The 14,826-nt window shown below is 34.6% G+C and carries 15 protein-coding genes and 1 pseudogene; 3 read left to right on the top strand and 13 right to left on the bottom strand.

What is annotated here, in order from left to right:
- Positions 1-23 precede the first annotated feature (23 nt).
- Entirely contained in the window at positions 24-653 is a 630-nt protein-coding gene (gene kynB / locus PLX19_RS06850) for an arylformamidase (protein ID WP_272187758.1), read from the bottom strand.
- A gap of 2 nt (positions 654-655) precedes the next feature.
- Positions 656-1,942, bottom strand: a complete 1,287-nt coding sequence (gene kynU / locus PLX19_RS06845; protein ID WP_272187757.1) for a kynureninase — start codon at positions 1,940-1,942, stop codon at positions 656-658.
- A gap of 161 nt (positions 1,943-2,103) precedes the next feature.
- Here kynU and PLX19_RS06840 point away from each other — a divergent pair, with 161 nt between their 5' ends.
- Both PLX19_RS06840 and PLX19_RS06835 read left to right on the top strand, forming a co-directional pair.
- Complete coding sequence (locus tag PLX19_RS06840; RefSeq protein ID WP_272187756.1) at positions 2,104-2,715, top strand: TetR/AcrR family transcriptional regulator; 612 nt, start codon at positions 2,104-2,106, stop codon at positions 2,713-2,715.
- Between the two features lie 278 nt (positions 2,716-2,993).
- Positions 2,994-3,833 (top strand): oxidoreductase, encoded by an 840-nt coding sequence (locus PLX19_RS06835; RefSeq protein WP_272187931.1) that lies wholly within the window; start codon positions 2,994-2,996, stop codon positions 3,831-3,833.
- Here the strand turns inward: PLX19_RS06835 and PLX19_RS06830 are convergent.
- The 4 genes from PLX19_RS06830 to PLX19_RS06815 all read right to left on the bottom strand — a co-directional run bounded on the left by PLX19_RS06830 (position 3,816) and on the right by PLX19_RS06815 (position 6,392).
- Positions 3,816-3,944: a hypothetical protein gene (locus PLX19_RS06830; RefSeq protein ID WP_272187755.1), complete on the bottom strand. Its 129-nt coding sequence runs from the start codon at positions 3,942-3,944 to the stop codon at positions 3,816-3,818. The two genes, PLX19_RS06835 and PLX19_RS06830, sit on opposite strands and share 18 nt — an antisense overlap.
- 299 nt (positions 3,945-4,243) lie before the next feature.
- Positions 4,244-4,660, bottom strand: coding sequence for an e9imm peptide (locus PLX19_RS06825; protein ID WP_334313758.1), 417 nt, complete (start codon positions 4,658-4,660; stop codon positions 4,244-4,246).
- Between the two features lie 295 nt (positions 4,661-4,955).
- Complete coding sequence (locus PLX19_RS06820; protein WP_272187753.1) at positions 4,956-5,555, bottom strand: HD domain-containing protein; 600 nt, start codon at positions 5,553-5,555, stop codon at positions 4,956-4,958.
- Between the two features lie 30 nt (positions 5,556-5,585).
- Positions 5,586-6,392: an HAD family hydrolase gene (locus tag PLX19_RS06815; protein ID WP_272187752.1), complete on the bottom strand. Its 807-nt coding sequence runs from the start codon at positions 6,390-6,392 to the stop codon at positions 5,586-5,588.
- 221 nt (positions 6,393-6,613) lie between these two features.
- Here PLX19_RS06815 and PLX19_RS06810 point away from each other — a divergent pair, with 221 nt between their 5' ends.
- Positions 6,614-7,339, top strand: coding sequence for an MBL fold metallo-hydrolase (locus PLX19_RS06810; protein ID WP_272187751.1), 726 nt, complete (start codon positions 6,614-6,616; stop codon positions 7,337-7,339).
- A 156-nt stretch (positions 7,340-7,495) separates the two neighbouring features.
- Here the strand turns inward: PLX19_RS06810 and PLX19_RS06805 are convergent.
- The 7 genes and pseudogenes from PLX19_RS06805 to PLX19_RS06775 all read right to left on the bottom strand — a co-directional run.
- Positions 7,496-7,630 (bottom strand): annotated as a pseudogene (locus PLX19_RS06805) (LysE family translocator); the annotation flags it as partial.
- 260 nt (positions 7,631-7,890) lie between these two features.
- Positions 7,891-9,699 carry a GMC family oxidoreductase gene (locus tag PLX19_RS06800; protein ID WP_272187750.1) on the bottom strand — a complete coding sequence of 603 codons (1,809 nt, stop codon included), beginning with the start codon at positions 9,697-9,699 and terminating at the stop codon, positions 7,891-7,893.
- Positions 9,700-10,154: 455 nt separating this feature from the next.
- Positions 10,155-11,861 carry an IS200/IS605 family accessory protein TnpB-related protein gene (locus tag PLX19_RS06795; RefSeq protein ID WP_272187749.1) on the bottom strand — a complete coding sequence of 569 codons (1,707 nt, stop codon included), beginning with the start codon at positions 11,859-11,861 and terminating at the stop codon, positions 10,155-10,157.
- Positions 11,862-12,087: 226 nt separating this feature from the next.
- On the bottom strand, positions 12,088-12,495 hold the full coding sequence (locus PLX19_RS06790) for a CBO0543 family protein (protein WP_272187748.1): 408 nt from the start codon (positions 12,493-12,495) through the stop codon (positions 12,088-12,090).
- Positions 12,461-13,651: a DUF2515 domain-containing protein gene (locus PLX19_RS06785; protein WP_272187746.1), complete on the bottom strand. Its 1,191-nt coding sequence runs from the start codon at positions 13,649-13,651 to the stop codon at positions 12,461-12,463. The genes PLX19_RS06790 and PLX19_RS06785 overlap by 35 nt, the downstream gene beginning before the upstream one ends.
- Positions 13,652-13,808: 157 nt before the next feature.
- Positions 13,809-14,123: a hypothetical protein gene (locus PLX19_RS06780; protein WP_272187744.1), complete on the bottom strand. Its 315-nt coding sequence runs from the start codon at positions 14,121-14,123 to the stop codon at positions 13,809-13,811.
- 110 nt (positions 14,124-14,233) lie between these two features.
- The gene (locus PLX19_RS06775) at positions 14,234-14,800 is read right to left on the bottom strand and encodes a GNAT family N-acetyltransferase (RefSeq protein WP_272187743.1); all 567 of its coding nucleotides are present in this window, start codon (positions 14,798-14,800) and stop codon (positions 14,234-14,236) included.
- Positions 14,801-14,826 lie beyond the last annotated feature (26 nt).

The following is a 14,826-nucleotide window of genomic DNA, read 5'->3' as shown; positions in this document are numbered from 1 at the left end:
TCTATGCAGTATATACTTATTTTTTATAATGGTTTTAATACAGCACGCACTGGACTACCGTCTGCATCTATTATCGCAAGCGGCAAAGCAATAAGTTCGTAGTCTCCGTCTTGTACATTTTCTAAAACAACATTTTCTAAAATATGAATACCGTGTTCAAATAACGCATGGTGTGCTGCTAATTCTTTATCATCAAGCGGATCCACTGACGGAACATCCACACCAATTAGACGTACTCCCTTTTCATAAAGATAGGGCGCAAGATCCGCACGTAAATACGGAATCATTTCAGGGAATACATGTGGATTTGTTTTTGATGAGGTTCGCAATAATAATCTATTAACCCCTTCTAAATCATACTTTTCGAGTTCTTTTTCTCCGATGCTTTCGTGACCTGTTACATCTATAATTCGAGCAGGGCCAACGTAGACGTTAATGTCTAGATCACTTACTTTTTTACCATCATTATCAAAATGAAACGGCGCATCAATATGTGTACCGGTATGGATACTCATTGAAATTTTCCCAACATTAACAGAGCCGCTCTGCTCTTTTGTCCATGAAACTTCATAGGAAAAAGGTGTATCGCCAGGCCAGGTGGCAATATCATTATTTAGAGGTTGTGAAATATCAATCCACTTGTTTTCTCTCATCTTTATGCCACAACCTCTCGTTTGTTTTCAAATTGTTTATATTCCTCTTCTACCATGATTTTTTTCAAAATTCGTACAGCGTTCCATACTTCTTCATATGTATTGTATAAAGCGACAGGAGCTAAACGAATGCCATTTGGTGCGCGGAAATCAGGAACAATTCCCTTTGCCTTTAATGCTTTGCAAATCCTTGCTGCTTCTTTATGTTCTAAATAAATATGTCCGCCTCGTATTTCATCCTCTAACGGATTACCAAGTGTAAAGCCCATATCTACTAATTCATGTTGTATAAGGTTTATCATATAACGTGTCATATGCAAGGATTTTTGTCGTAAGCGATCAATACCTGCTTCTTTAAAAATTTCTAAAGAACCGATAAGCGGTGCAACACTTAATACGTGCGGTGTTCCGATTTGATAAGCACCAGCATGCTCAGCTGGTGTAAGTTCGTGCTCCATATCAAACTGTTTATCTTTTCGGGAGCCAAACCAACCTGCTAACCCTGGTAGACGATTGAAATGTTTTTTATTTACGTATAAACCGCCAACGCCGCCAGGTCCTGCATTTAAATATTTATAATTACACCAAACTGCAAAATCGACGTCCCATTCTTCAAAATGATGCGGAATAGCACCGATAGAATGGCAAAGATCAAAGCCGATATGAATACCGCGTTTATGTGCTTCTTCCGTAAGAAGTTTCATATTTAGAATTTGTCCGCTTCGGTATAACACGGCTGGAAGTACTATGAGTGCAATATCTTCTGTCATTGCTGCAATGATATCTTCTTCATGTAGCATTCTTCCATCCCTGCTTTTTACTTGAACAAGATGCTCATTAGGGTCCAATCCTTTTAAACGAATTTGGCTTTGCAAAGCATAAATATCAGATGGAAATGTTAATTCATCAGCAAGGATTTTTGTTTTTCCTTCTTTCGGTTCGTAGAACGTAGCAACTACTTGATGTAAATTCGTTGTCGTGGAACCGGTTGCAATTACTTCCTCGGGCGTAGCACCAATAAGAGGAGCACTTAATTCACCTAATTGCTCAGATAAGAAATACCAAGGATACTTCCCTTCTGTCCAACCATCAATACCGAATTGTTTCCATGAATCTAGCAATGTTAATAAAGACTGCTCAGCTCGTTTTGACAAAAGTCCAAGTGAATTTCCGTCCAAATATATAGTTCCTTCTTTTTTATAAAATTCATGTTGAAACGATGCAAGCTCATCATACTGATCACATTGACGAGCATACTCATAAGATGGTTCAAATGGTTTTGCGTACATTCTGTCACCTTCCTTTGAATTTTCCCTTAATTCTAATTAGTTAAAATATATCATCGAAACTGACATAGCGTCAATGACATAATGTCAGTTGACATTATATTACTGTTTCCTCTACAATAAAGTTGATTTTTCTGATATTTCAGTATGAAGGTGTGGTACATATGACTAAAGCTACTTTTTCGGCAAGACAACGCCGTTCACTAGAAACAAAAAAGAAATTATTACTGGCTGGCCGTGAAGTATTTATCGAACAAGGATTCCAAAAAACAACCATTTCCCAAATTATAAAAAAAGCTGAAACAGGATATGGAACAGCTTATGTATACTTTAAAAATAAAGATGATTTACTCATTGTTTTAATGGAGGATGTGATGAATCAATTTTATGTGATTGCAGAACGTGTTTTTCAACCAACAACAAGGAAAGAAGCTCATCATATGATTCAAAAGCAAGTTCATGCGTTTTTACAAATGGCAGAAACGGAGAGGCAACTACTACAAGTTGTTGAAGAAGCAATTGGTACTTCTAAAGAAGTTCGAAATCGATGGAATACTATTCGAGAACGTTTTATTGAACGAATTGTTCAAGATATTACATATTCACAAAGAGGCGGTTTAGCACGTAACGATTTGAATTGTTTTTTAGCAGCGAGAAGTTGGTTCTTTGCGAATGAAATGTTTTTATGGGAAATTGTACGAAATGAACGAGAATTTTCTCTCGAAGACATTGTACATACATTAACGGAAATGTATATGGGCGGGCTTTATTCTTAAAATGTACCGTATAAATATAAAACAAGCCTTTTAAAGTATCTATTCTATACCATACATTTTCATATCTCGTAATTCTAGGTTATTACTTATTGGAAATAGCATTTCCCTATTATTTCCCCGGTAAGCGCATATTCTGACATATAAAAAGCAAATTCCCTAAAAATCTACTTTTTTAAGTGAAAATATCGAATATGTCTATGTAAATAATCTATTGTATTCCCCTTCCTCCTTTCGATATGATGAAATCAAACTTAATTTCAATAGAAAGTGAGAAACAAATGACTGAAAAAATCGCGATTATTACAGGTTCATCAAGCGGATTTGGACTTCTTACATCATTAGAATTTGCTAAAAAAAATTATCTTGTCATCGCTACGATGCGAAACATTGAAAAACAAACCGAATTAATGAAACATGCTACATCGTTACATATAGAACAAAATATAAATATTCATCAATTAGATGTAACTTCCAAAGAGTCTATTAGGGAATTTACAACTTTTATTAACAATCTTGGACAGATAGATATTCTTGTTAACAATGCAGGGTATGCAAGTGGGGGTTTTGTCGAGGAAATTCCAATTGAAGAGTATCGTAAACAATTTGAGACAAACGTATTTGGAGCCATCGCAGTAACGCAAGCTGTTCTTCCGATTATGAGAAGACAAAAACATGGAAAAATCATTAATATTAGTAGCATCAGTGGAAAAATAGGGTTCCCTGGCCTCTCCCCTTACGTTACGTCTAAATATGCCCTTGAAGGCTGGAGTGAATCTCTTCGTTTAGAAGTAAAACCGTTTGGAATTGATGTTTCATTAATTGAACCAGGATCATATAACACAAACATTTGGGAAGTAGGACAAAAACTTGCGGAAGCTAACTCCGAATCTGAGTCCCCTTACAAAGAATACATGAAGAAAATTGAACAACATATTCATAACGGAAGCGAGAATTTTGGAGATCCACAAGATGTTGCTGAGAAAATCGTAAGTATTGCACAATCACAGCATCCAACTTTACGTTATCCAATCGGAAAAGGTGTAAAGCTAATGATTCTATTGAAAAATCTGCTGCCGTGGAAATGGTGGGAGTTTCTTGTTTTAAGGCGATTTAAATAGTGTCAACAAATAAGAAAACTGATTTGAAAATGGACTACTGTTAGCTCCTACTGGTACAATCGGAATGCCAAACATCGTCGAAGCGTCTTTATCTTTTGTCGAATTACCCATATATCAATGAAGATATAAGATGGATTTGATTCAAAAGACTAACGGGGTCAGTTTTGGAGTACAAAATTATACTTAGAAGATAAATTCACAATAAAATTAGAAACCGAATTGACCTGCAAAATCACATTATAATTAGCATATGAAAACGCCCAGAGTTGAAAAAAACTCTGAGCGTCTTTTATTGTCTTATTCAATTAAAATTAAAGACCAAACTCAAACAAAGTTCTAAAAATATTGATTTCACACAATTCATTCTTAAAAAAGAGCGTTAACTCTACTTGGAGCAACACACTTTATAATTATAATGGTTTATAAGCCAATGCTTTGTCTATAATTTCTCTGGCGGTTAATTCTTCATCACTCCAGAAAATATAATCACTTATTTCAGGGTCAACAACAGACGATGTAAGCATGTCCAACCAAATTGTCAGCTCCCATTCTTCTCCTTCCCCATCCATAAGTTTTTGAACCAAGGTAACTAACTCGTCTTTACTTAACTCACCTAACTTTATAGCTTTATGGTTAATAGCTCTTTTTACAATGTATTCTGCACCGTAGTCAGCAAAAAATAATTCTTTTGCGTTTGGATAGGGAACACTATTTTCAAATACAGTAAGTTTATGTTCAAAATCTTTCCCGAAATCTTGTAGCTCTTGAATTTCTAAAACTAATTTTAATAGTTTCTTTTCGTCCAATTCCTTACTCCTTTTGTTCAAGATAACTACCTCATTAATTTAAGTACATTTCTTCACAATTTCTATATTCATTTTAACATAAAATTACAATCATCCTTTTGATTTATCAAAATTAACATAGTATTTAACGTTTTGACAATAGCTATTGTCAACATGTTATTTGAGGTTTTATTCCTTATGCTAATTTATTGTTAAAAACAGATAAACTTTGATATAACAGGGAATAAGAACAAGCCAAAGCAAATGTAATTTGATTTGTTAATTAGTATGCTATTTTGTGTTTTGTGCTCGAAAACCGAACCTGTTATCGAAGGACTCAATCCTCTTTTTTTGTATAAAATATTTCTTTAATTTCAGCAACTTTCCAAAAATAATGAAATATATCTTCAAATGTCTTGCTTTGTTTGGCCCACTTCTCATTGTATTTAATGATTTTATTAGAGGTTACCTTATTTCCCTGCCATACCTCCCCATTTGTATGTACATTTTGTGTAAATGCCTGCATTTTATCTATCGCTTGAACAAACCTTGCTTCTTTCGTTTCATTTGCTTCGTATTCATTCCAAAGTTCGTGAAATTCAGCTTCTAAATCATCTGGCAACTCACGAAATAACTTTTTGATCGCTTCCTCTTCTCTTTGTTTCTTATTTATTCTAGCGAAAGAATCATGCGCATAAGTATCACCAGCATATATTTCACCAAGATCGTGTATTAAGATTAATTTTAAAGCTCTTTCAAAATTAATCTCCTCTTCTATTTCTTTATGTAATAATAGAGCAAACATACACATATGCCATGTATGTTCTGCATCATTTTCATGACGATTAGTATGAGAAACTTTTGTTTTTCTTTCAATCGATTTGAACAGATCTATTATTCGTAAAAACTCTATTATTTGTTCAATTCTCTTTTCCACATTCGCTAATTCCCTTCTTCAAATACATCTTCAACTATTACTAACAGTACAAATTAACTTCTCTAACACTTCTGCTACACCATCTTCATCATTAGATTTCGTAACAACATATGCTAGTTCTTTTAGTTCATGTATTGCATTTTCCATAGCAATTGGAAAACCGCACGCATGGAAAAGATCTAAATCGTTCCAATCATCACCAAATGCCATTATGCTGCTCATAGGTATTTGACTTTGAACACAAAGATCCATGATAGCTTGTTTTTTCGAAACACCTTTGGCCATAATTTGAATTAAAGTTCCCAAGTCGGTACATACAGTGTTTACTTTATGTTCAAATTGTTTATGTAATTTCTCATAATACGGATATTGTGTGATTAATAATTTTGAAGCCTTCATTTCTTTCAATTCATCTAACGAAACTACAATTGGATTTACAATTGCATTCATAGCTTTACTATAATCTAGCATCTTGTTGCTATACCACGTATCTTCAGATTCGATAGAAAGACAAGCATCTGAATGGTGAGTAATTACATATTCAAAAATTTCATCTGTAATAGCTGATTCAATTGGATAATGTTGTTTGTACTCTGATGTTTTATCAATGATTAAAGCTCCGTTGTAATATACAAACGCCGCCATTTCTTGAAGTTCCTGTGGAAGAAAGGCATTTACTGAACGCGGGGGTCTTGCTGTCGCAAAAATAACAGTTATTCCGTTTCTATAACATTCTCGAATAGCTTGTAAGTTTCTTTTAGATACTTCTTTTTGCGAATTTAGTAACGTACCATCTAAGTCTAAAACAATCCCTTTAACGTTTGATATAAGATCCATGTAAACATCTCCTTGTCTAAAAATATCTTTTTCTTATTCTAGATATAGTTTGGAAATCCTCTTTGCTTAAATTTAACAATAAAAATTAATAATAACTTGACGAATAAACTCATTTGTGTTATAATTAATATTTTATCGTTGATTACATTCATAAGACGTGGTAAATTATCATATGTAGTATTAATTACTATACAAACACATTTATCAAGGAGGCGTAATCAATGAAGGTTTCAAATGGAGTTTCCACACTTGAATTAAAAATACAAGGTTTTATCTTACATCCTACACTTATTTGGGATGATGAAGAAGCTGTTTTGATTGATGCCGGTATGCCTTGTCAGTTGGAACAAATACATACTGCGATGAATGTTTTAGGAGTTCCTTTTGAAAACTTAAAGGCAGTCATTGTATCACATCAAGATATAGACCATATCGGAAGCCTTCCAGAACTACTACAAGCATCCACTAATAAAATCAATGTGTATGCACACGAGCTTGATAAACCATATATCGAGGGGGAATTCCCGCTTATAAAAACAGATCCTGGACGCATGAACAAAGAAGCGTGGGCATCTCTTCCGAAAGAAATACAATTGTTGTATGCAAATCCTCCTAAATGTAACGTAAATCAAACTTTAGAAGATGGACAAGAACTTCCGTATTGCGGAGGCATTCAAGTGATTCATACACCAGGACATACTCCGGGACATGTTAGCCTGTATGTAAAGAAAAGTAAAACTCTTGTTGCTGGTGATGCAATGATATGTGTAGATGGTTCTTTACAAGGACCTGTTCAGAGAACAACGTTAGACATGAATACAGCCCTTGCTTCTTTAGAGAAATATTTAGATTTTGATATCGAATCGGTCATTTGTTATCACGGAGGCATTTGTATGAATGCTCCAAAAGAACAAATTCAAAATCTTGTAGAGCGAATTGAGTTATAAAACTCGATAATTAAGTATAAGATGTGTGACTAATTATACTTAAGAAAGTAGTAAAATAAATGTTTTATATAGCGAAAGCCTCTTTAAGATTCAACTAAAGAGGCTTTTTCTTTTCATTTAAACTTCCTGCAAGGGGCACTTATTTATAATGTAGGCTTATTGATGGGCCTTTGCTTGAAGCAGCTTCAACCCCATACCGATAAAAATCATCCCTGTTATTTCATTTAGAAGCATTCCTACTTTTTCATTTCCTCTTAGTTTCTTTGTAACATATGAAGAAAAATAAGCAATATTTTGCTACGATTTATAATCCTGTTACACCACAAAACATAAAGACCGTTTAGGAACAGTTATATCAAATCTTGTATCACAAATCCCGTCACGCCTCCATGGGCCTTTATCACTAATCTTTGTGTATCTTATGGAATATCAAAAATTCATTATTTCCTTATCTGTAAGTTATTTTGTACTTTATGGCACGATTGTTCCTTCTCCCTCTAACATCGAGTTTTGAGAATCTCTTAGCGTATAAAAACATTAAAATGTGTGTGCTATTCCTTATAATTCTCAAATTCTTTATCATCTACTACGTAAGGGTGAGGATCTTCACGGATAAATCGTACCGCATTTAAACCAATCATCTGAGCAGCGATGGAAGTGTTGCCATCTGGTAAAATAGGTGAAATGGAAAGATCAGCAACTTTAAGATTTTTTGTACCAAAGACGTTGAGGAATCCATCTACTACTCCTTCTTGAATCGTCCTTCCCATCTTACATTGCCCTCCAAAATGAAAGAAGTTCGAATAAGACGCCCTAACATAATTCTCAAGTTGCTTTCGTGCGCCTGTCTTGAAGATATTTTCCGGAGGGTATACAACCTCACCTATGCCGTTATTAAGAGTTCGAGCATGCTGAATAATATTGTAAGTATTGATATATTGATCCAGAAGAAAATCTAGATCATCACGATTTTGCAACGGATTGAAGGTAAGCGATGGAGGAGCTTCAAGATTGCTATGTGCTGCCATAATCGTACCCTTGCTTTTCGGGTTAAGATCTAAAATGCCGAAACTCATGATATTGGTATCACTGGAGCCATCAAAATTCCAACCATTACTGATCACCTCTTGAATGGGAAGAAATAAAGGTACGGGGGCCCCTAACATTTGGAGACGACGACCCTCCAGACTCGCTGGATTCTCTGCTTTAAAGGCACCTAGGGCAATGGGCTGGTCAGGATCAGCCGATAATATCGATACAAGTTGAGAGGTCTCCACTCTAACTCCCAGTCCAACATAAGCATGAGTTTGTAGATTGTAACCCACATTTGGACTCTCTATTAATGTTGATATACCTGCTTTAGCCAAATCGCACGATCTGCCGATTCCTGAACGTTGTAGAATGACTGAGGAAAAAAATCCTGCAGAGACGATAATGCCTTTTCTTGCAAACCTTCTTTGTGAAATACCGTTCTTGACAAACTCAACACCAACCGCAATGTTCAGTCCCTGAATTTCTTTAAATAAGATTTTATTAACAGTTGTTTCAGCTAAAATAACCAACTTTCTTCCATCAACTCCAAACCCATCTGGACGAAACGGGTCTCCTTGACTAACAATATTGTCATTTAAATATCCTGTTGCTGTCGATGAACGAACAAATTGACTATTTTTTTCCTGTTGGGTATATTGTGATTTGTAAAATGTACAATCTCTTACACCTGTATTATAGTCCTCAACAATGTCGATACCCAAAACCTTTGCGGTTGCGTTAGTCAAGGTTTCTATAAGCCCATGAGGAGGAATAAGTTGCTGTCTAACAAAAATAGGACCTTCCGTTCCCCTCTCGTTAGAGCATTGTGTTCCCCCTATATAGGTCTCATTTTTCATAAATAAGGAACGAATCTTGTTGTAACTCCATTGATCACCAACAAGTTCTCCCCATTTATCATAAAGTTCTTTACTCCCGCGCACCGCATACATGTTATTAATACTTGAGCTTCCCCCAATTCCCCGACCATTTTGTGAAAAAAGCGGACGTTCAATGATTTTCTCTAGATTGGAAGTAACATTAAAGGTAAACTTATTATCGCTGGCTAAATTAATTGCATCTGTAATGGAAGCACCGCTTAGCTCATTCGTCATATTTGCTCCTGCATCAAGCACTAATACAGAAGTACTTTTGTCATCCGTTAATTCTTTGGCAATTACCCCTCCGGCAGTTCCAGCACCAATCACGATATAATCAAATCCGGTCTGCTCGGTTGATTGTATAGGTTTTGGAATAGGTTCTGGAATAGGTTCTGGAATCTCAATAGGAAATGCCACAGGAATAAAGAAGCCTCTATTTTTTAATGGCATGAATAATCAAGCTCCTTTTTTTGTATTTTGTATATTAAATGTAAAAAGAGCATGTTTTCTTGTGCTATTGTCTTTATTTATCTAAAAATATAAGTTCTATACATTTTCAATTAACATAATATATCATTGTTAAAAATTATTTACTTTCAAAAATCCTTTTGTATCAAGGATTTTTCTGATTCTCGGACATTCTGAAATATGCAGGATTTTATATATCGCTGCAGCGGCGCGGCTTTCAGTGTTCAGGTTGTGTGTCGGATATGCCGAAAAATTATATAAAAAAACGCTGATGATAAAAAATCAGCGTTTTTTTATGTATCCTTTATACATGTAAAATCAACATAATACGCGTTATTGAAATTGAACTACCCCCACCTAAAATCCTAACGAATTTTTGAGGAAGGGGATTCCCCAAAGGAACAACTAAGACAAAATGCTTAGCAGACCATACCCATTCAACAAGGTATGGGTTTTCTGCTTTCAAACTTAGACAAACCTTTTACTTCCAAGTCGGTAAGAGCCCCTGAAGGAAAAAGTTCGTTCACAGAACGAATCTTGTTATGGTTCGAAAGCTCCATCTGATAGAATGTGTGAACACGCAAATCAGACAGGATCCCAGATAGCCACTTCCATTGCGCCCAATGATGCAGACCTACCATCTTCTCCGGTAATAGGGAATACAAAATTGGTGGAAGTTTTTCTTTCAATCCCATTGCTCTTCTAGCAATGACATAAGAAGCTGCTTGGTGAATGCTGATACCAAAACGTTTCATATATTTGATTTTACCAATTTGAGAAGTGTACGCTGGATTCACCTCAAATACTGCTACACCCATCTTCTCAGCACGGCTTTTCATAGCTGAAATCATCTTTTTATAAGCAAACATGCTTATCATCATATTTGCTTTTTTGTTGCCATAAGGATTCTTAACCTTTTCTTTTGTTGTGTTTAATTTTTCTACAACAATCAGTTTGTTTGCTTTTACAGCAATATCAACTAATGCAATGGCCTCTGCTTCAATTATTTTCGTAATTTGTTCTGATGTTTTACCTAAAATATCAAAGGATAATACACCCGTTTTTATAAGTTGTCCTTGGTTATTGATGTTTGACCAAGCAAAGTGGTCAAAATTACAGTCTACTCCAATGACACCATCGGATTTGCTGAAGTTTTTATTTTGGTTCTCTTCAATATCTACGAAACATTTAAAAATGTAGTACTCCCCGTGGTCTTCAATTGCCCAACTGATTGGTTTCCCTGCATTCTTTTTATCTTTGCAATTCCATTGATTTTGAACAGCTGCATTCACTTGTTCTTGTCCATACGGAAATGTAAGATTAGGAATTTCAACTGCAACATTGTTTGGGGTTGTAAAGTGTAAAGATTGTGATTCCGTATTATATGTAAAAACAAAGTTTCCTGATTTCGCGTCTTTTCGACCTGAAATCAACATTTGATTGTAACGAGCTTTTTCAAAATCCTGCACCCAAAGTGAATGATTTTGAACATAAGCATCTACAGTATGTTGTGCTTTGAATAATTTTTTACTCCCAAATACAACAGAAGAAACTTTGTTTTTCAAACTATGAAGTAGTTTTTGTAGTCTATCCAACTGAAATGTAAGGCTCCCTAACCGAGAACGAAGTGCTTGAATACGCACATCCAAATATTCATGCTCAAATTGATAGGCATGATAGTAAATATCCGTTCTCTTTTTAAATTGCACAACAAAATATTGTCCCCTTTGTTGTTCTTTGGACGTTTTATTGAACGTTGGCTTCCCTTTGATAAACGATGTTTTTATTTTATTCAGCACTGTCAAATCTGACTTAGTTTTCTTCATCTTCTTTTTTACAGCTTTCATTTGTTCATTTTTATTTTCAATATACAATTTCTTCAATTCTGTCTGAGAAGAAAATAGTGCATTGGCTTCCTGCACAGCACTATTTGCATAATAGTCATTCAAACTAAATCGTGATTTCACAGTAATCTGCATACTATCAGAACGTCTGGAAGTACCAGAACGTTTTTCTAACACTTGCGTTTGAAAAGCGAAATGCTTCGCACGGTTAAATACGAAAAGAGCATGCCCTATAGCTTCAACATATTTCGGATTCAGTGCATTCTTATAGATACGAATTGAAAAATATGCTTTTTTCATTGGACATACCCCTTTCTTGTTTTGTATACACAAAGTATACCAAATAAGAACGTACGTTTCTATTCATATACTTAAAAAACAAAAAAGCGATTCATCCCCCACCTACCGTTGCACGCTTGAGGTAGGGGTCTTCTCGCCAGATATGATAAATCTTATTTAAATTTCAATACAGGATTTCGAACAATCTTTTTGTTTATTTTTTAGATCTCTTTAACGCAATTTCCTGTTATTGAAACCAACGATAAAACTTCCATATAAAAAGCAGGAAAATCATGTATCCGAAAAAAGAATAGGAATGATGCCATGCTTCGCTATGAACGAACCATCCTAGCTGCTCCGCAAATCGTTCAGAAATACTCATACAAAGTCCAATCAAAATGATAAATATGATTTTTGAAAATGTAGGTAACATTTTCATACTCCACACAAAAAGAGCGGTGGAAGTAGGTAATATGAATAACGTAAATGCAATATTAATTGTAAATATATGCGGGAAGGGTCTCACTGGAAAGGCATACATTTGTTTATTGACAAATAATAAATCTAAATATGTTCCGATTAAACTAGAGACAATGATCGCGGCTACAATAGCTTTCAGGTTATTCCTCCCCTGCTTCTTCTCGGAGCAAGACATTTTTTTTGACCAAGATGGCAAGCTCAATTTTTTCAAGCGTTTTGCAGTATTCGTTATAAATCTTTCCATCTGTACTTTCTCCCTTATCGATTAAATAATCCATAACGCGCCAGTCTTCAAACCAGTCTTCACTTTCCGCTTCTTCATGATTAAGGTCTTTCCATGCGTATATTAATCGTGGACTATATAAGCGATTCGCACCTTTTCTTAATTGGCAGTTTTTTATTCGGCGTTCATAAAATGCACGAGAAAATGATTCGTTTACATCATAAAACAAATGCGGCCAGTAGTCTTTTCGTGAACCAGTATGCGGATAATCATGAGCCCAGTTTAATACTCTTTGTAAGATGTTTTCGCGGCGAAATAATAGTGAGTATAATCGTTTTCCGAGTAGAATTCGTTCATGGAGGGAAGTAAAATGTTTCATCGTATCACCGAATAGCAGTGTTTGTTGTTTAGTCTCATCTTTATAAAACGGAAAGAGGATATGATTAAAACGGAAAAAATCGTAAAGTTTGAATGCAATACTATTTAGTACAGTCTTTTTAAAATATTCATTTTGAATAACCCTTTTTTCTAAATAGCTTTGTTCATTAATAACGGTGGCAATGGCTAATGTATAGCGATCACCTGTGTTCCAAAAATAATTCCATATCGTTTCCATAAACGTTGATACATGAAAAAAAGGTAAAAGATAGAATAAATTTTTTGATTTTTTTACACTTTGTTCGTACAACAAAAATTGCGGATATACATCCTGAAAGATTAACCAGTTACCTCGTTCTAAAAAAGAAAAGAAGGTGAGTTGATCTTTTTCTGACAATAATCTAGTATATAACTCCCCTTTTAAATCGGTCATATTCCAACCGCCATTACGCGATACCATATGCCCAAGCAATGCCCATTGTATCTCTGGGTATCGAAGGTAAAAACGATAATAAGCGTGCGTTCGCGTCACGTTATTTTTGTTGCGCCCACTTGTTTGTTCTTTAATTTTATGAATTAGCATTGTTTCTTCTTCTGTTAACTTCCATGTTTTAACGGGGAGCTGTTTGTTTTCACATTTTTTCTTTAATTCATTTTTCACATCTAAAAGAGAATGCGGAATTATTTTGGAAAAGTCGTTCCATTTCTTTTTCCGATCGTTTTGGTGCATTCCTCTTCCTCCCGTTAACATGAATGTTCTTGTATCATTTTATTACAAACACGGAGAATAAATGATGACTGTTTCTTATCACTATAAAGTTAATGAAAGGGAATGTAATTATATTAATGTTATTCAATGTAAAAAAGATCTTCATTGGTGAAGATCCTCAGCTTATATAACTATTCCTTCTTTGGATAGCGCTGCTTTTCCATTTGGTCGAAAAACATGAAAAAAATACAACCATTATATGAAGCAAAGCTAATATTGCAAAATAGTACCCTTCAATACCATGAATCACGTGAAAGATCACCGGAAACAATACAGTCTCAACGCCAAATGAAAATACAACTATACCTATTCGTTCAGTTAATTTCTTTTCATCTTTTGGAACAAAGGTTTTATTGTTTCCTGTGATAAATGAAGCATTCCCTTTTCTTCGTATAGAATATCCTACAAATATAATGAAAATACCTAATGCCATTACACATAAAGAAATTGTAAACGTTTATGGCCTCCTCAAAATTAATTTGTATAGTTATTTTTACGATAAAGGTCACTAATGTGTTTGTAACAAAATTTTATTATTTTATATCATTTATAATCCTCTTGAAGAAAACTATATATTTCTAAATCGACAATTCCCTTTCCGGACCATAAAGTAGCTTGTCTTAATAAGCCTTCTTTTAGGAATCCGTTCTTCACAAGTACCTTCTTTGATATATCATTTGCTGGCATAACCTCAGCTTGTATTCTATTTATATGGACATCCTCAAATAAAAACTTCACAACCGCATGAACTGCTTCAGATGCAATCCCTTTCCCCCAGTATTCTTCCCCTAAAAAGTATCCGATTGTGACCATATTTACCTTTCGATTAAAATCCATCGCTTCAATAATTCCAACTAATGTATCACTATTATTTTTTTGAAAAATCCCCCACTTAATTCTACTTTGTTTGTTATAGTCTCTCTCAAAGTGCTGAATCATTTTACTTACTGTCTTCAAATTGTGTTTCGGGATAATTCCACAGTATTCAAATACTTTATCGTTACTATAGATTGTATATACGTCCTGCAAATGAACATCTTCAATCTTCTTTAATACTAAATTCGTAGATTCTAGAATCGGAAATTCTTCAAAAGCTATTTCAAGATCCATGTTACTCCCCTTCTTTATAAGTATTA

This window comes from Bacillus sp. BP-3, from assembly GCF_028401955.1.
GTDB lineage: Bacteria > Bacillota > Bacilli > Bacillales > Bacillaceae_G > Bacillus_A.
The sequence above is the reverse complement of the archived record's forward strand: the minus strand, read 5'-3'. Positions and strand labels throughout refer to the sequence as shown.